At 45.5% G+C, this 13,457-nt stretch carries 13 protein-coding genes; 12 read left to right on the top strand and 1 reads right to left on the bottom strand.

The window, feature by feature from the left end:
- The first annotated feature begins 69 nt into the window (after positions 1-69).
- The 9 genes from bamA to ACO0KW_RS06065 all read left to right on the top strand — a co-directional run bounded on the left by bamA (position 70) and on the right by ACO0KW_RS06065 (position 8,682).
- Positions 70-2,424 (top strand): outer membrane protein assembly factor BamA, encoded by a 2,355-nt coding sequence (gene bamA / locus ACO0KW_RS06105; RefSeq protein WP_423051627.1) that lies wholly within the window; start codon positions 70-72, stop codon positions 2,422-2,424.
- A 66-nt stretch (positions 2,425-2,490) separates the two neighbouring features.
- Entirely contained in the window at positions 2,491-3,009 is a 519-nt protein-coding gene (locus tag ACO0KW_RS06100; protein WP_423051625.1) for an OmpH family outer membrane protein, read from the top strand.
- A 2-nt stretch (positions 3,010-3,011) separates the two neighbouring features.
- Positions 3,012-4,106 carry a UDP-3-O-(3-hydroxymyristoyl)glucosamine N-acyltransferase gene (gene lpxD / locus ACO0KW_RS06095; protein ID WP_423051623.1) on the top strand — a complete coding sequence of 365 codons (1,095 nt, stop codon included), beginning with the start codon at positions 3,012-3,014 and terminating at the stop codon, positions 4,104-4,106.
- A 1-nt stretch (position 4,107) separates the two neighbouring features.
- Entirely contained in the window at positions 4,108-4,623 is a 516-nt protein-coding gene (gene fabZ / locus ACO0KW_RS06090) for a 3-hydroxyacyl-ACP dehydratase FabZ (protein ID WP_423051621.1), read from the top strand.
- Positions 4,623-5,414, top strand: coding sequence for an acyl-ACP--UDP-N-acetylglucosamine O-acyltransferase (lpxA, locus tag ACO0KW_RS06085; RefSeq protein ID WP_423051997.1), 792 nt, complete (start codon positions 4,623-4,625; stop codon positions 5,412-5,414). The genes fabZ and lpxA overlap by 1 nt, the downstream gene beginning before the upstream one ends.
- Positions 5,415-5,460: 46 nt before the next feature.
- Positions 5,461-6,609 carry a lipid-A-disaccharide synthase gene (gene lpxB, locus ACO0KW_RS06080; protein WP_423051619.1) on the top strand — a complete coding sequence of 383 codons (1,149 nt, stop codon included), beginning with the start codon at positions 5,461-5,463 and terminating at the stop codon, positions 6,607-6,609.
- Positions 6,610-6,673: 64 nt separating this feature from the next.
- Positions 6,674-7,459: a TatD family hydrolase gene (locus ACO0KW_RS06075; RefSeq protein WP_423051616.1), complete on the top strand. Its 786-nt coding sequence runs from the start codon at positions 6,674-6,676 to the stop codon at positions 7,457-7,459.
- A 16-nt stretch (positions 7,460-7,475) separates the two neighbouring features.
- Complete coding sequence (locus tag ACO0KW_RS06070) at positions 7,476-8,156, top strand: ankyrin repeat domain-containing protein (protein WP_423051614.1); 681 nt, start codon at positions 7,476-7,478, stop codon at positions 8,154-8,156.
- 13 nt (positions 8,157-8,169) lie between these two features.
- Entirely contained in the window at positions 8,170-8,682 is a 513-nt protein-coding gene (locus ACO0KW_RS06065) for a hypothetical protein (RefSeq protein WP_423051612.1), read from the top strand.
- Positions 8,683-8,686: 4 nt separating this feature from the next.
- Here ACO0KW_RS06065 and ACO0KW_RS06060 read toward each other — a convergent pair whose 3' ends face one another.
- Positions 8,687-9,631, bottom strand: coding sequence for an MBL fold metallo-hydrolase (locus ACO0KW_RS06060; RefSeq protein ID WP_423051610.1), 945 nt, complete (start codon positions 9,629-9,631; stop codon positions 8,687-8,689).
- Between the two features lie 227 nt (positions 9,632-9,858).
- Between ACO0KW_RS06060 and ACO0KW_RS06055 the strand changes: the two genes are divergently transcribed.
- From ACO0KW_RS06055 to ACO0KW_RS06045, 3 genes are read left to right on the top strand one after another with little or no spacing between them, the layout of a single operon-like run.
- Entirely contained in the window at positions 9,859-11,103 is a 1,245-nt protein-coding gene (locus ACO0KW_RS06055) for a sensor histidine kinase (RefSeq protein ID WP_423051608.1), read from the top strand.
- Position 11,104: 1 nt separating this feature from the next.
- On the top strand, positions 11,105-11,890 hold the full coding sequence (locus ACO0KW_RS06050; protein ID WP_423051606.1) for a LytR/AlgR family response regulator transcription factor: 786 nt from the start codon (positions 11,105-11,107) through the stop codon (positions 11,888-11,890).
- 7 nt (positions 11,891-11,897) lie between these two features.
- On the top strand, positions 11,898-13,424 hold the full coding sequence (locus tag ACO0KW_RS06045) for a DUF4407 domain-containing protein (protein ID WP_423051604.1): 1,527 nt from the start codon (positions 11,898-11,900) through the stop codon (positions 13,422-13,424).
- Positions 13,425-13,457 lie beyond the last annotated feature (33 nt).

The raw sequence follows: 13,457 nt of genomic DNA, 5'->3' as shown, positions 1-13,457 counted from the left end.
CGCAAGTTAACTATTGTTGTATTGTAGAAAATGCAATCAAGTAGAAATATTGAGACTGAAAAAACCCCAATGAAATTACCATTAGAGAATTTAATTTTGCCAGCATTTCCTCGCCACCTCCTCGCCACAGCCGCCTTAGCTTTGTGTTCCGGTCATGCTCTTGCAATTGAACCATTTACGGTTAAAGAAATTCGTGTAGAAGGCTTACAAAGAACTGAGGCTGGTACCGTATTCAGCTATCTGCCTGTGCGCGTCGGTGAAGTATTCAATGACGCAAAAAGTATCGCTGCGATTAAAGCATTGTTCGCGACAGGTTTCTTTAAAGACGTGCAAATTGAAGTTGAAGATGGTGTACTCGTTGTCTTGTTGGATGAGCGTCCAACTATTTCAACAGTGGATTTCACAGGCACTAAAGAATTTGAAAAAGACCAATTGGTCAAAGCTTTAAAGGATATCGGTGTTGGTGAAACCCGTATTTTTGATAAGGCGACTGTTGAACGTGCCGAGCAAGAGTTGAAGAAGCAATATTTGTCACGCGGATTATACGGTGCGCAAATTACGACCACGATTACCCCTATCGAACGTAATCGTGTCAATGTGACTTTTGCAGTGGACGAAGGCGATGTCGCTAAAATTGCGCAAATTAATATTATCGGCAATAAGGCATTTTCTGACGGTGAATTGAAAGAAATGTTGGCCTTAAGTACGCCAACTTGGTTTAGTTGGTATTCCAAAGCGGATCAATATTCAAAACAAAAATTATCCGGCGACGTAGAAACGATACGTTCGTTTTATCAAAATCGTGGCTATCTGGAAATGCAGGTAACTTCGACCCAAATTTCCATTACACCTGACAAAAAACAAGTTTATATCACCCTGAATATCGATGAAGGTGATAAGTATAAAGTCACTGACGTCAAGATTGAAGGTGATACTTTTGGACGTGAAGATGAATTAGCATCACTCATGCTGGTGAGAAAAGGTGAAACCTATAACGCCGGTTTGCTGACTGCAAGTACGAAGCGTATTTCTGATCGCATGGGCAACTTTGGTTATGCGTTTGCGAACGTGGTAGCGAATCCTTTAGTCGATAAAGAAAAGAAAGAAGTCGCGTTCACAATTTTTGTGGACCCTGGTAAGCGCGTATATGTACGCCGTATTAATTTAGCTGGAAATACGCGTACCCGCGATGAAGTTATTCGTCGTGAATTCAGACAGTTTGAAGGCTCTTGGTATGACGGTGAGAAGATTAAGGTCTCGCGTGATCGCGTTGAATATCTTGGTTTCTTTAAAGAAGTTACGGTTGATACACCAGAGGTCCCTACGAGTATCGATCAGGTCGATGTTAATTTAACTGTGACTGAAAAACCGACTGGTAACATCATGATTGGTGCAGGTTACTCCAGCGCTGAGAAGATAACGATTACCGGTTCCATTCAGCAAGTTAATGCTTTCGGTAGCGGCGACACGATCGGTCTTGATATCAATACTAGCAAATATAACCGCACAATCGCCTTGACTCACGTCGATCCTTATGTGACCGACGATGGTATCAGCCGTAGTATTGATGCCTATATTCGTACCTCATTGCCGCCAATAGGCTCATATGGTTACTACCGTATTCAATCATCCGGCGGTAATATTCGTTACGGTATTCCATTTTCTGAGTTAGATACGGTATTTTTCGGTGTAGGTTTAGAACGTTCGAAAATTGATACCTATACTGATAGTCCGTATCGTTACTTAAAATATGTTGCCGATTTTGGTGGTAAAGATATTATTAAGGACCCGACGAATGCTTTGTGGGGCGTGGGTACTGCGACCAATGATTCGATTCCTTTGTCGATAGCTTGGCAACGCGATAGTCGTGACAATGTCATGACGCCATCGATTGGCCGATATCAGCGGATAAATCTTGAATTGTCCGCCTATGGCGAGTTCAAGTACTATCGTGCCATCTATAAACATGAGTATTTCAAACCTATCTATCGTTCTGTGATTTTGGCGATGAATGGTGAGATTAATTATGGTCATGGTTTATCCGGTAAGCCTTATCCAGTATTTAAGAATTTTTATGCTGGTGGTATCGGCTCCGTACGCGGTTATGAGCCTGGATCTTTAGGGACTAAAGATCCGCGTGGTGATACGCTGGGTGGTGCCACTCGTGTGGTCGGTAATGTAGAATTACAGATTCCTTTCCCAGGTGCCGATAAATCCTTGCGTTGGTTCACATTCTTCGACGTCGGTAATGTATTTGATGAAGGTCAGAAGATTCGTGCACAAGATATGCGAACATCCGTCGGTATGGGTATTAGCTGGATTTCCCCAATGGGACCGCTTAAGTTGAGTTTCGGTAAAGCTTTAAATGCTAAACCAGAAGATCGACGTCAGGGCTTCCAGTTCACTATGGGAACAGGATTCTAATTTGTTTAAACGATGTGCTTGTAAGTCGCTTGTTGGTAAGTTGAAGTTTGTAATCTGGAGAATATTTTGAGTCACATATCTAATCCGTCCAAATTCATGCGCAATTTTTTGCTGTGCGCAGCTTCTTTGTTGGCTTTTGCACAGGTTCAAGCGCAGGATTTTAAAGTGGCATTTTTTAATGGTCAGCGAGTCCTAGACGAATCGGTGCCTGCCAAAATTGCCTCTTCACGTATTGAACAAGAGTTTTCTAAACGCAAGAAGGAACTCGATGAAGTCAATGATCGATTCCGTACGGCTTATCGTAAATACGAAAAAGATGCGCCATCTTTGTCTGAAAGCGAACGTCTGCGGCGTCAGCGTGAGCTGACTGAGATGGATCAGGATTTCAATCGTAAACAACGTATTTACAACGAAGATCTGGCACAGCGTCGTCAAGAAGAAGCGATTGCATTAGGTGAGCGCGCTTTGAAAATTGTCCGTCAAATCGCAGAAGCAGAAAAAATCGATATTGTGGTACAGGATGCTTCTTACGTTAATCCACGTATCGACATTACAGATAAAGTACTGAAAGCACTTTCCAAATAAAAATGACAAATAAAAGCATTCGACTAGGGGAGTTAGTCGATCGCTTCGGTGGTCAGTTAATTGGTAATCCTGATATTCAGGTCGTCGGCATTGCCCCATTAAGTGATGCGAGCGATCGTCATATCACCTTCCTTTCTAATTCCAAATTCAGATCGCAAGCGGAAAAAACGCAAGCGGTCGCTTTGATTTTGTCGGAACAAGATCATCAGCACATCGGTGATACCTACCAAGGTGCTCGTATCATCGCGAGCAATCCTTACGTGTATTTTGCCAAGGCCGCGCAGCATTTTTTTGATTTAAATTCCATCGCTCCTTTGCAGTGGATCCATCCCTCGGCCTGGGTTAGTCCGCAAGCTGAAGTGGCCGCTACGGCGAGTATTGCAGCACATGTGTCAATCGAAGCTGGCGTGGTGATCGGAGAGCGCGTTGTGATCGCTGCGGGTGTGTCGGTGGGGCGTGGCGTCGCGATTGGCGATGGCAGTCAAATCAATGCGAATGTCAGTATTTATAATGACTGCATTATCGGTCAGCGTTGCATCATTCATTCCGGTGCGGTGATTGGTGCTGATGGTTTTGGTTTTGCCAATGAAAAAGGTAAATGGATCAAAATTCCGCAAACTGGTCGCGTGCTCATCGGAGATGATGTCGAGATCGGTGCGAATACAAGCATAGACCGCGGCGCTTTGGCTGACACCATTATCGAAAACGGTGTCAAGCTCGATAATCAAATTCAAATCGGTCACAACTGTCACATTGGTGAAAACACGGCCATGGCGGGTTGCGTTGGTGTGGCGGGAAGTGCCAAGATCGGAAAGAACTGTACCTTTGGCGGTGCTGCCATGGTCTTGGGTCATCTGACTATCGCGGATAATGTGCATATTTCCTCTGGCAGTATGGTATCCCGTTCGATCCATGAACCGGGTCAATACACTGGTTTTTATCCCTTGGCGAAGAATGCCGATTGGGAGAAAACCGCGGTGATTGTGCGCAATCTTGATAGTATGCGCGACAAGCTAAAACAACTAGAGAAGATTGTCAAAGCACAGACTTCTACCTCATCAACGCAGAATTTAAATACCTCTAACTCAGAAGAATAGTATGGAAAATATCGACAAAACCTTGGACATCAATCAGATTAAACAGTATCTGCCACATCGCTATCCGATGTTGCTGGTTGATCGCGTGTTGACTTGGGAAAGTGGTAAAACAATTACAGCAATAAAAAACGTCACAGCGAATGAAGAGTTCTTCAATGGGCACTTTCCAAATAAGCCAGTGATGCCTGGTGTGTTGATGGTCGAAGCGATGGCGCAGACTGCAGCGATTTTGTCGTTTCTGACGATGGGCAAAAAACCGGATGAAAATACCATCGTGTATTTTGTCGGTATCGACAATGTTCGCTTTAAGCGTCCAGTAGGTCCTGGCGATCAATTAAAAATGGATGTGGAAATTTTACGCGTGGCACGTGGGATTTGGAAGTATAAGGCTGTAGCAACAGTCGATGGACAATTGGCAGTAGAAGCCGAATTGATGTGTACTTTGCGTAGTACTGACGACGCAAAAGTAGTAACTGCAACAGCAGAAACAGCTAGTGAAACTGCCGCAGGAGCATAATCATGGCAATTCATTCCACCGCAATCGTTGACTCAAAAGCACAACTCGACTCCAGCGTGGAAGTCGGTGCCTATTCAATTATTGGACCGAATGTGCGTATCGATGCTGGTACCAAGATAGGCCCACATGTGGTGATTGAAGGCCATACGACGATCGGTAAAGACAATCAGTTTTTCCAATTTTCATCGATAGGCGCTGCACCTCAAGACAAAAAATACGCGGGCGAACCGACCCTATTAGAAATCGGTGACCGCAATGTGGTCCGTGAATTTTGCACTTTCAATCTGGGTACCGTGCAAGATGGTGGCGTGACACGCGTCGGTAGCGATAACTGGATTATGGCTTATGTGCATATTGCCCATGATTGCCACGTCGGTAATCGTACGATTTTCGCAAATAATGCGGCATTGGCGGGTCATGTGCACATCGGCGATTGGGTGATTTTGGGCGGCTTCTCAAACGTGCATCAATTCTGCAAAATTGGCGCACATGCGATGGTTGGTATGAGCACTAGCTTGACGCAAGATGTACCACCGTTTGTTATTTTGAATGGCAATCCGGCAGCCGCACATGGTATCAATATTGAGGGTTTGAAACGTCGCGGATTCAGTCGTGAACAAATTTCCGCAATTCGCCAAGCATATAAGACATTGTACAAATCTGGTTTGACTTTAGAAGAAGCCAAAACCGAGTTGGATAAGGAAATTGCTACGCAAACGGTAGAAATCGCGGAACACATTTCTGCATTCCGTCAATTTCTCGATACCTCAACGCGCGGCATCGTGCGCTAACTGCGACACCTGCGATAAACGCGTTAATCACTGTGAATTCATTATTGTGACTCGTCCCATCATCTCAATGGTCGCCGGAGAAACCTCTGGCGATATGCTAGCCGCTCGATTGTTATCGGGATTGCGTCCCCAATTACCTGATTCCTTGATGCATGGGATAGGTGGCAAACATATGGCGGAATACGGATTTCAGAGCGATTTTCCTATGGAGAAGCTCTCCGTTCGTGGTCTGTTTGAGGTCTTAATGCACTATCGTGAGATCTCGGGCATCCGCAAGCAATTAATGGCGCAATTATTGGATGAAAAGCCGGACGTGTTTATCGGCGTTGACGCGCCTGATTTTAATTTGGATCTGGAAGTTCAGTTAAAGCGTGCAGGTATCCCGACCATGCATTACATCAGTCCGTCGATTTGGGCTTGGCGTGGTGGAAGAATCAAGAAGATCGCTGAAGCAGTTTCGCACATGCTGGTGATTTTCCCGTTTGAAGAAGAAATTTATCGCAAAGCAGGTATCCCTGCAACCTACGTTGGTCATCCATTGGCTCAAGTAATTCCCATGGAGCCGGATGTTGAAGCCGCGCGTGAAGAACTCGGACTTGAAGCGGATGCGCGAGTGGTGACTATCCTGCCAGGTAGCCGTATGTCGGAGATTAAATACAATACGACTGCGTTCATTGCGACGGCTAAATTGCTTTTACAACGCGATCCACATTTGCAGTTCTTGGTACCCATGGTCGGTGCCAAACAACGCGCATATTATTCGGAATTAGTCTTGGCTGCGCAATTGGATGAAGTCCCGATTCTGCTCATGGAAGGCAAGTCCCATACTGCCATTGCTGCTGCAGATGTTGTTTTGGTAGCCTCGGGAACAGCCTCGTTGGAAGTAGCGCTATTTAAAAAACCGATGGTCATCGCCTACAAAATGATGGCGGCGTCATGGCATGTGTTGAAACACATGGGTTATCAGCCTTGGATAGGTTTACCGAACATCTTGGCCGAGGATTTTTTGGTGCCAGAATTTTTACAATCTGCAGCGACACCACAAAATTTGGCTGACGCATTGTGGCAGCAACTCAATGACGTGGCTTTGCAAAACCGTTTAAAACAACGCTTTACGGATATGCATCACGATTTGTTGCGTGACACCGCTGGGATTTCAGCGCAAGCTGTACTCAATCTTATTCAAAATCGCTAAGCGATTTTTACACGATTGAACGCGATGAATGATCAGCGTTCAAGATCAGCCGGAAATGTTCATTATGTATATCGATTCTCACTGTCACATTAATTTTCCAGAATTGGCAGCACGTATGCCAGAACTGTTGCAGCGCATGGAAGATAATGGTGTGACGCATGCTTTGTGCGTTTCGGTCGATTTGCCAGATTTTCCTCAAGTCTTGGCGTTGGCGGAACAATATCCACACATTTATGCTTCGGTTGGCGTGCATCCTGATTATGAAGATACAGAAGATCCTAGCGCTGAGCGCTTAGTCGAGTTGTCGCAGCATCCTAAGATTATTGCGATTGGTGAAACGGGGCTAGATTATTTCCGCTTGAAGGGTGATCTGGAATGGCAGCGTGAGCGTTTTCGCCAGCATATTCGAGCGTCGCGTTTGAGTCGCAAACCCCTGATCATTCATACGCGTGCGGCGTCCGAAGATACGATACGGATTATGCGGGAAGAGGGCGCTGGCACCGATCAGGCCGGCGTCGCAGGCGTCATGCATTGTTTCACTGAGTCTTTAGAAGTCGCACAAGCCGCGGTGGAGATGGGATTTTATATTTCTTTCTCTGGTATTTTGACCTTCAAGAGCGCAAAGGATTTGCAGGCGGTGGCGAAAGCACTCCCAATAGAACGTATATTGATAGAAACCGATTCTCCTTATCTCGCGCCTACACCACATCGAGGCAAAATGAATGAGCCTGGATTCGTGAAGCACGTTGGTGAGTTTTTGGCCGACTTAAAGGAATTGCCTCTAAAGCAGGTGCAAGAACAAACGACGCAAAACTTTTTCGATCTTTTTAAATTCGCACATGTCAATTGAGATGCAAGAAAAATCCATGTGCTACTTTAGCCAACTTAGCCGATTTACTGTGTGGATTTCTTTGCTGTTCTTCACGTCCGCAGCGTGGACACAGTCGTCGTTTTCTGTCGCAGAGCAAATTATTCGTGCTGCCCAATTTGATGATTTCAATACCATCAAAAAATATGCGGAACAACAAGGCGACGTCAATCTCGCAGAAACAGATCGTGGCGAAACTTTATTGATGATCAGCATACGAGAAAACTCACAACGGGTTTTTGAGTATTTGTTACAGCATCCCAAAATTCAACTTGATCAGCGCGCCAAGAATGGCGACACCGCGATCATGTTGGCATCCTATCTTGAACAAAAAAATACAGTACAGCGCCTAATTGATGCCGGCGCGCAGGTCAACCAAGAAGGATGGACAGCCTTGCATTATGCCGCGGTCGTCGGTCATCTTGAAATCGTTCAATTGCTGATAGCGCACTATGCCTATATAGACGCAGAGACGCCGAATAAGACTACGCCAATCATGCTGGCAGCACGCCGTGGTGAAATGAAAGTAGTGAATTTTCTGATTGAGGAAGGTGCGGATATTTCTTTAAAAAATATGCTGGGCTGGACAGCCTACGATTTCGCGGTGGAATCGGAACGACGTGATATTGCTGCCATATTGCAAAAACTAATGCAGGCAAGAATAAAGGAACGCAATTAATTTGCGAATTGCGATGAATGTTAATCTGCGCCGATTTCTGTTCACTCTTAGCTTCTTATTGACAGCTTGTGGCGCTCCGAAGACCGATCCCTTGAAGTCTGAAGCTTCGGTCGAAAAAGCAAAAATGCCAGAGACGATTCCTAGTAAGCCTGATCCGCAAGTGATTGTTAAATCGAATGCCAAAACTTTGGTTGCCTATCAGCTTGAATTAGCCACACATCTATCGCGTGTGAATACTAAGAAAATCTATGTTGGCAATCCGCAAGCCTTGTTACGTTCGGTGATAGTGTTAAGATTTGCTCTCAACGCGCAAGGCAATTTACTCAGTAAAACTATCGTGCGTAGTAACAAAGATAAAGAAACTGAAACCACCGCCTTATCCAGTTTAGTTAGCGCACAGCCATTTCCTATGCCACCATTGCTACTCTTAAAGCAAGGTAAGATCGATATAGTTGAAACTTGGTTGTTTAATTCGGATGGGCGCTTTCAATTGCGGACGATTGCTTTGCCTCAGGCGAGTCAGTGAGTGATTAAATCTGTATCTCCATCAAATCACTCCCCACAATAATTTCGCCGTCGAAATAGGGGCGAACTGCATCCAACCATACACTATCGTCCAGATAAGGGTCGCCGCCCGGCACAAAGTGCGATAGCACTAACTTTTTCACCTGCGCTTCAGTTGCGATTCGCCCTACTTGTTCTGCGGTGCTATGGCTGGCAAGCAAATGTTCTTTTAATCGCGTCGCATTGGGTTCAGTCGCGAGCAATTGGTCTAACGATGGTGTGTGCATAATTTCATGTACCAACACGTCAGCGCCCTGTGCTAATCGCACCAAATTATCTGAATAGCTCGTATCACCAGAAATCACGATAGATTTTTCTTGATGCTCAAACCGGTACGCAAATGAAGGCGTAACAGGGGGATGAACTACCTGTGCAGCAGTGACTTTCACCTGTTTATTTTGCATAACAAGACCACCGCTCTTGATTTCATGCGGGTAAATCAAGGACTTGAGCGGTTGACGACCTTCGTCCTGTATTCGAGTTTTAATATCAAATTCATTCAACGCTAAAAATTGCTGCGTCATGCGTTTGATGGGTGTCGGTCCATAAGTATCGATGCGATGATTCAGATCTGCCGCCCATGCCAGCAACATCAAATTGCCATAATCGGCATTGTGATCGGAATGATGGTGGCTTAAGAAGACGTGGCGTATTGCGGATAACTTAACCCCCGCTTTGACAATTTGTTGGGCTACACCATTACCGCAGTCAATAATATAAGCTTCTCCATTGATGAGTATCATTTGCGCAGGTGCGGCACGACTTTTCTTAGGGGTTGGACCGCCAGCGGTGCCCAGAAGTATTAATCGCATGCCCGGTGTCGTTTTGGCGTTGACAAGCCCTACTTGAGACAGCAATGTAAAACCGGTTACAAGGGAAGTTTGCTGCAGAAAATGACGGCGTGAATTCATGAGGGGTAAGAAAATAATTAAATTGCGTTAAAAACAACTGGCATCATGCCATAGTTTGACTGTATGAAATATGGTCTGACAAACGGAATGTCTTCTGCATTTAAGCGCGCTTTTTTTACGCCACGAATCATAGGTTTTGTCTCTATTTTTTGTCTTTCATCGGATAATACGCGAAATTCATTGGATGCTTGCTTATGCTGAGCAACATCTAATCCACGGAGAATAAAATGTTAACCAGTCTTTTCTTTATTGCGCGCATCACTTTCGGTTGGGGCTTCGCGGTTTTCTTTGTTTTGATGTCTCTGATGGAGTTACTGTTCCGGGTTAATCATATTCGTGGTATCGAATTACTGCCTATCGGTGCCGGTCTATTTGCGATGATAGGTGCGTTTTCGCATATCCGCCGCGTGCGACTGATCACGATGGATGTCAATGCGAGCACTCTATCGAATCGTCAACGACGCCAGATTGAGATCCCATTAGATGCGAACGCCGCGTTTGCTTTGATCGAGGCAGCAATTAAAGAATTGCCGGGCGTGGAGCGTGTAGAGAGCGCTGCTGATAGTTTGCAACTGCGTGCCAAGATTAAACGTATTCATCCATATCACAGCGATTTCTTGAGTGAATCTAGGCTGTTTGGTTGGTTGGAGAGTGGCAACAATCAAATTTTAGCAACAGTCTCGCCAGGTACGGATATTTGCAGTGTTACTATGATTTGTGAACCTGATCGTGCTGCCTGGACTGATTGGTTTTTGGTCGACAATGGCACGAATCTTGAAAATGCAGAGGCCTTGGGGCGCGCCATTTCACGTCGTATCGCAGATAGCCGCAAGCAAGAAAAAGCGAGTGCGCAGCAAACGGTGACTGAGAAGGAACTTACCGTCGCCAAATTGAATTTATTGCATGCTCAAGTTGAACCGCACTTTCTCTACAACACACTGGCGAGTGCCCAATTATTGACACGCTCAGATCCAGCAAGTGCCGATATTATGCTGGGAAATTTGATCACTTATTTGCGCCACTCTTTGCCTAAGACAGAAGACGCACCATCGACAATCGGTGCTGAGCTGGAACGCGCCAAAGCCTATCTCGACATCATGAAAATTCGCATGGGTTCACGCCTCAATTTACAGATTGAAGTTCCAGATTATCTGAAACCTGTCTTATTCCCAACAATGATGATGCAAACTTTAGTTGAGAATGCGATTAAGCATGGCTTGGAGCCAAAAACAGGTGGCGGCACAATTTGGATTTTGGCACGTGCACATGAAAATAATGTCGCAGTGACGATTGCTGATGATGGCCGTGGGTTTAGCGCAGAAGGTGCGGGGACGGGAATAGGTTTAAGAAATGTTCGTGAACGTTTGCGTCTGGCTTACGGTAATAACGCCAACTTCCATATCGTGGCGAACTTTCCTAGTGGCGTAGCGGCGACAATCACTGTGCCAACAAGTTTTCTGCAAGGAGAATGAGATGCCTAAATGTGTCGTAGCCGAAGACGAAAGTCTGTTGCGCGAAGCCCTGCTTGAGCAACTAAATAAAGCCTGGCCTAATTTAGAAATCGTTGCTGCTTGTGACGATGGCGCAAGTGCGCTGGAAGCGATCATCGAAAATCAACCTGATGTAGCTTTTTTGGATATTCGTATGCCGGGGTTAACCGGGATAGAAATCGCGGAAGCAATGGGAGAAAGTAGCCCGCATACGCAGATCGTCTTTGTGACGGCGTACGATCAATATGCGATAGATGCTTTCGACAAAGGGGCGGTTGACTATTTGCTGAAGCCGGTCACTTACGATCGCCTGTCCGCAACTGTGCAAAGATTACGAAGTCGCGCGATCAAAGATATAAACGCAGTTGCAAGTTTGCTGCAACAATTAAATCTTGGCAGTGGTAAAAATATGCAAGCAACGTTTCAGGGCGCCCAAAAAAGTGATCCCTTAGTATGGCTCACCGCTAGTTCAGGTGTCGAAACTAAATTGATCATGGTCGATGACGTGGCTTACTTCAAAGCAGATAATAAATACACGGTCGTCATGACTGCCGAGGGTGAATCTCTCTTACGCAAACCCATCCGTGAATTACTTGAATTACTCGATACGAATATTTTTAAGCAAATTCATCGTTCCACCATCGTCAATCTGAAAGCAATCGCCTCGATTGCGCGCGACGATACGGGCAAGGGCATCGTTAAGCTAAAAACGCGACCTGAGACTTTAACAGTCAGCCAGCCTTTCATGGTTTTGTTCCGCAATATGTGAGGTCATCATGCATGCTTCAGTAAATCCTGCCGCTGCCACTGCTACTGGCAACAGGCAGTGGCGGCGTGCCGCCTTAAGTTTTCTAGCCTTATCCGCTGCAGTACCAGTAGAAGTATTGGAGGAGCGCGATCAGAGGGGCGCATATCGTTTCATTCGAGGCCGACATAAGTACTATGGCATCGGCTCGCTAGTAATTTTCTTCGCGATTTTCTCTGGCTATGGCATGGGACATATGCTGGCGACCATGAACACAATTTCCAGTTGGGGTGCTGTGATTGCGGGACTTATCTGGGCGGTATTTCAATGGTGTTTAGAACGGCAAATGCTAATTAGTATTCGTGCCGATGCCGCATGGTGGAAGAAGTTATTTGGCTTAAGCTGGCGTGGACTCTTAGCCCTGTTATCGGCTTCGACTATGGTGTATCCCTTCTTTGTGGAGAGTAATCGTGCAGAGATTGATGTCAAAGTGGGCGAGATGGCACGCACACGTTTGATTGATAATGTGCAGTCGGCACAATTGGCTGTCGGCTTGCCCGCTTTGCGCAATGACGCGACACGAGTGGAAGGTGCAATTAAACAAGTCGATTTATTACTCGCCAGCGACCCTCCTGATCTAGCGGCCTATCGACAAAGAGCCAAAGTGTGTTGGCAAGTTTTTTCTAAAATAGATATCGCCTTGCAACGTCAACTGCGTCCTTTGCTAGTGCAAAAAAATATTAACTCACCAGACGCCTTATTGGATGCAAGGATTGATGCATTGAATCAAAAGTTGAATGCGGCAAAAGCGCCGTGTCAAATTGCTGATAGCGTCGTGATGACTAAGTTACTAGAGTGGAAACAACAGAAAAACGCTGATAAGAAAGTACTGCTTAATGAACAGAAACAGGTTCAAATATATATTGGTGAAGCAAAGCAAAAAGAAACTGCTTTGAGCGATTCGCAAGAGAAAAGAATCCAGCTCGCTGCGCAATCGGGTTTTGCGGCAGATTTTGCAGCAGTGGCTGATTTAGTGCGCAATGATGCCAATCGTCGTTTTCAATTGATTTGGTGGTTGACCTGGTTTTTTGCCATTGAAATGGTGGCGATTTTGGTGAAGTTTACGTCGACTACCGACGTTGACCTGCAATTCAATAGTTTAGAAACAGCAACCCAAGAGCAGATCAAAGCGCAACTATTAATCCAACAAGAGCAAATTGCAACTAGTCGTTTGCAGGCGAGTATGCAAGCGAAAGGTGAGCAAGCGGTGTGGTTGGCAGACGATGGTCAATCAGCGCGCGCGCGTGTGCAAATGGAGCAAGAACTTGAAATGCAACTGCATCGACAGTTAAAAGAGCTTGATGTCGATTTGCGCTTAAATGTTGAGGCCTTGAATTTACATCTATTGCAGCTTGCAGCAATTCAGCAATTGAAGAATACTTCTAGTGTGTTGAATACCGATAGTGTCGATCCACGTATTGAGAATATGGTGCAAGAAACAATTACGAAGATATTGGACAGTTTGTCGGGATTGCAGCGATCATCTGTAAAGCTTTAATGGTGTTGGATTGTTTAGCTTATCGTTCCCGCC

This window comes from Undibacterium sp. Ji22W, assembly GCF_049340305.1.
Lineage (GTDB): Bacteria > Pseudomonadota > Gammaproteobacteria > Burkholderiales > Burkholderiaceae_D > Undibacterium.
This window is presented reverse-complemented; position numbering and strand designations above follow the sequence as displayed.

Coding starts and splice junctions, on each gene's coding strand:
- bamA (WP_423051627.1), top strand. CDS start 70: ATGAAATTACCATTAGAGAATTTAATTTTGCCAGCATTTCCTCGCCAC.
- lpxD (WP_423051623.1), top strand. CDS start 3,012: ATGACAAATAAAAGCATTCGACTAGGGGAGTTAGTCGATCGCTTCGGT.
- fabZ (WP_423051621.1), top strand. CDS start 4,108: ATGGAAAATATCGACAAAACCTTGGACATCAATCAGATTAAACAGTAT.
- ACO0KW_RS06075 (WP_423051616.1), top strand. CDS start 6,674: ATGTATATCGATTCTCACTGTCACATTAATTTTCCAGAATTGGCAGCA.
- ACO0KW_RS06070 (WP_423051614.1), top strand. CDS start 7,476: ATGTGCTACTTTAGCCAACTTAGCCGATTTACTGTGTGGATTTCTTTG.
- ACO0KW_RS06065 (WP_423051612.1), top strand. CDS start 8,170: ATGAATGTTAATCTGCGCCGATTTCTGTTCACTCTTAGCTTCTTATTG.
- ACO0KW_RS06060 (WP_423051610.1), bottom strand. CDS start 9,631: ATGAATTCACGCCGTCATTTTCTGCAGCAAACTTCCCTTGTAACCGGT.
- ACO0KW_RS06055 (WP_423051608.1), top strand. CDS start 9,859: ATGTTAACCAGTCTTTTCTTTATTGCGCGCATCACTTTCGGTTGGGGC.
- ACO0KW_RS06050 (WP_423051606.1), top strand. CDS start 11,105: ATGCCTAAATGTGTCGTAGCCGAAGACGAAAGTCTGTTGCGCGAAGCC.
- ACO0KW_RS06045 (WP_423051604.1), top strand. CDS start 11,898: ATGCATGCTTCAGTAAATCCTGCCGCTGCCACTGCTACTGGCAACAGG.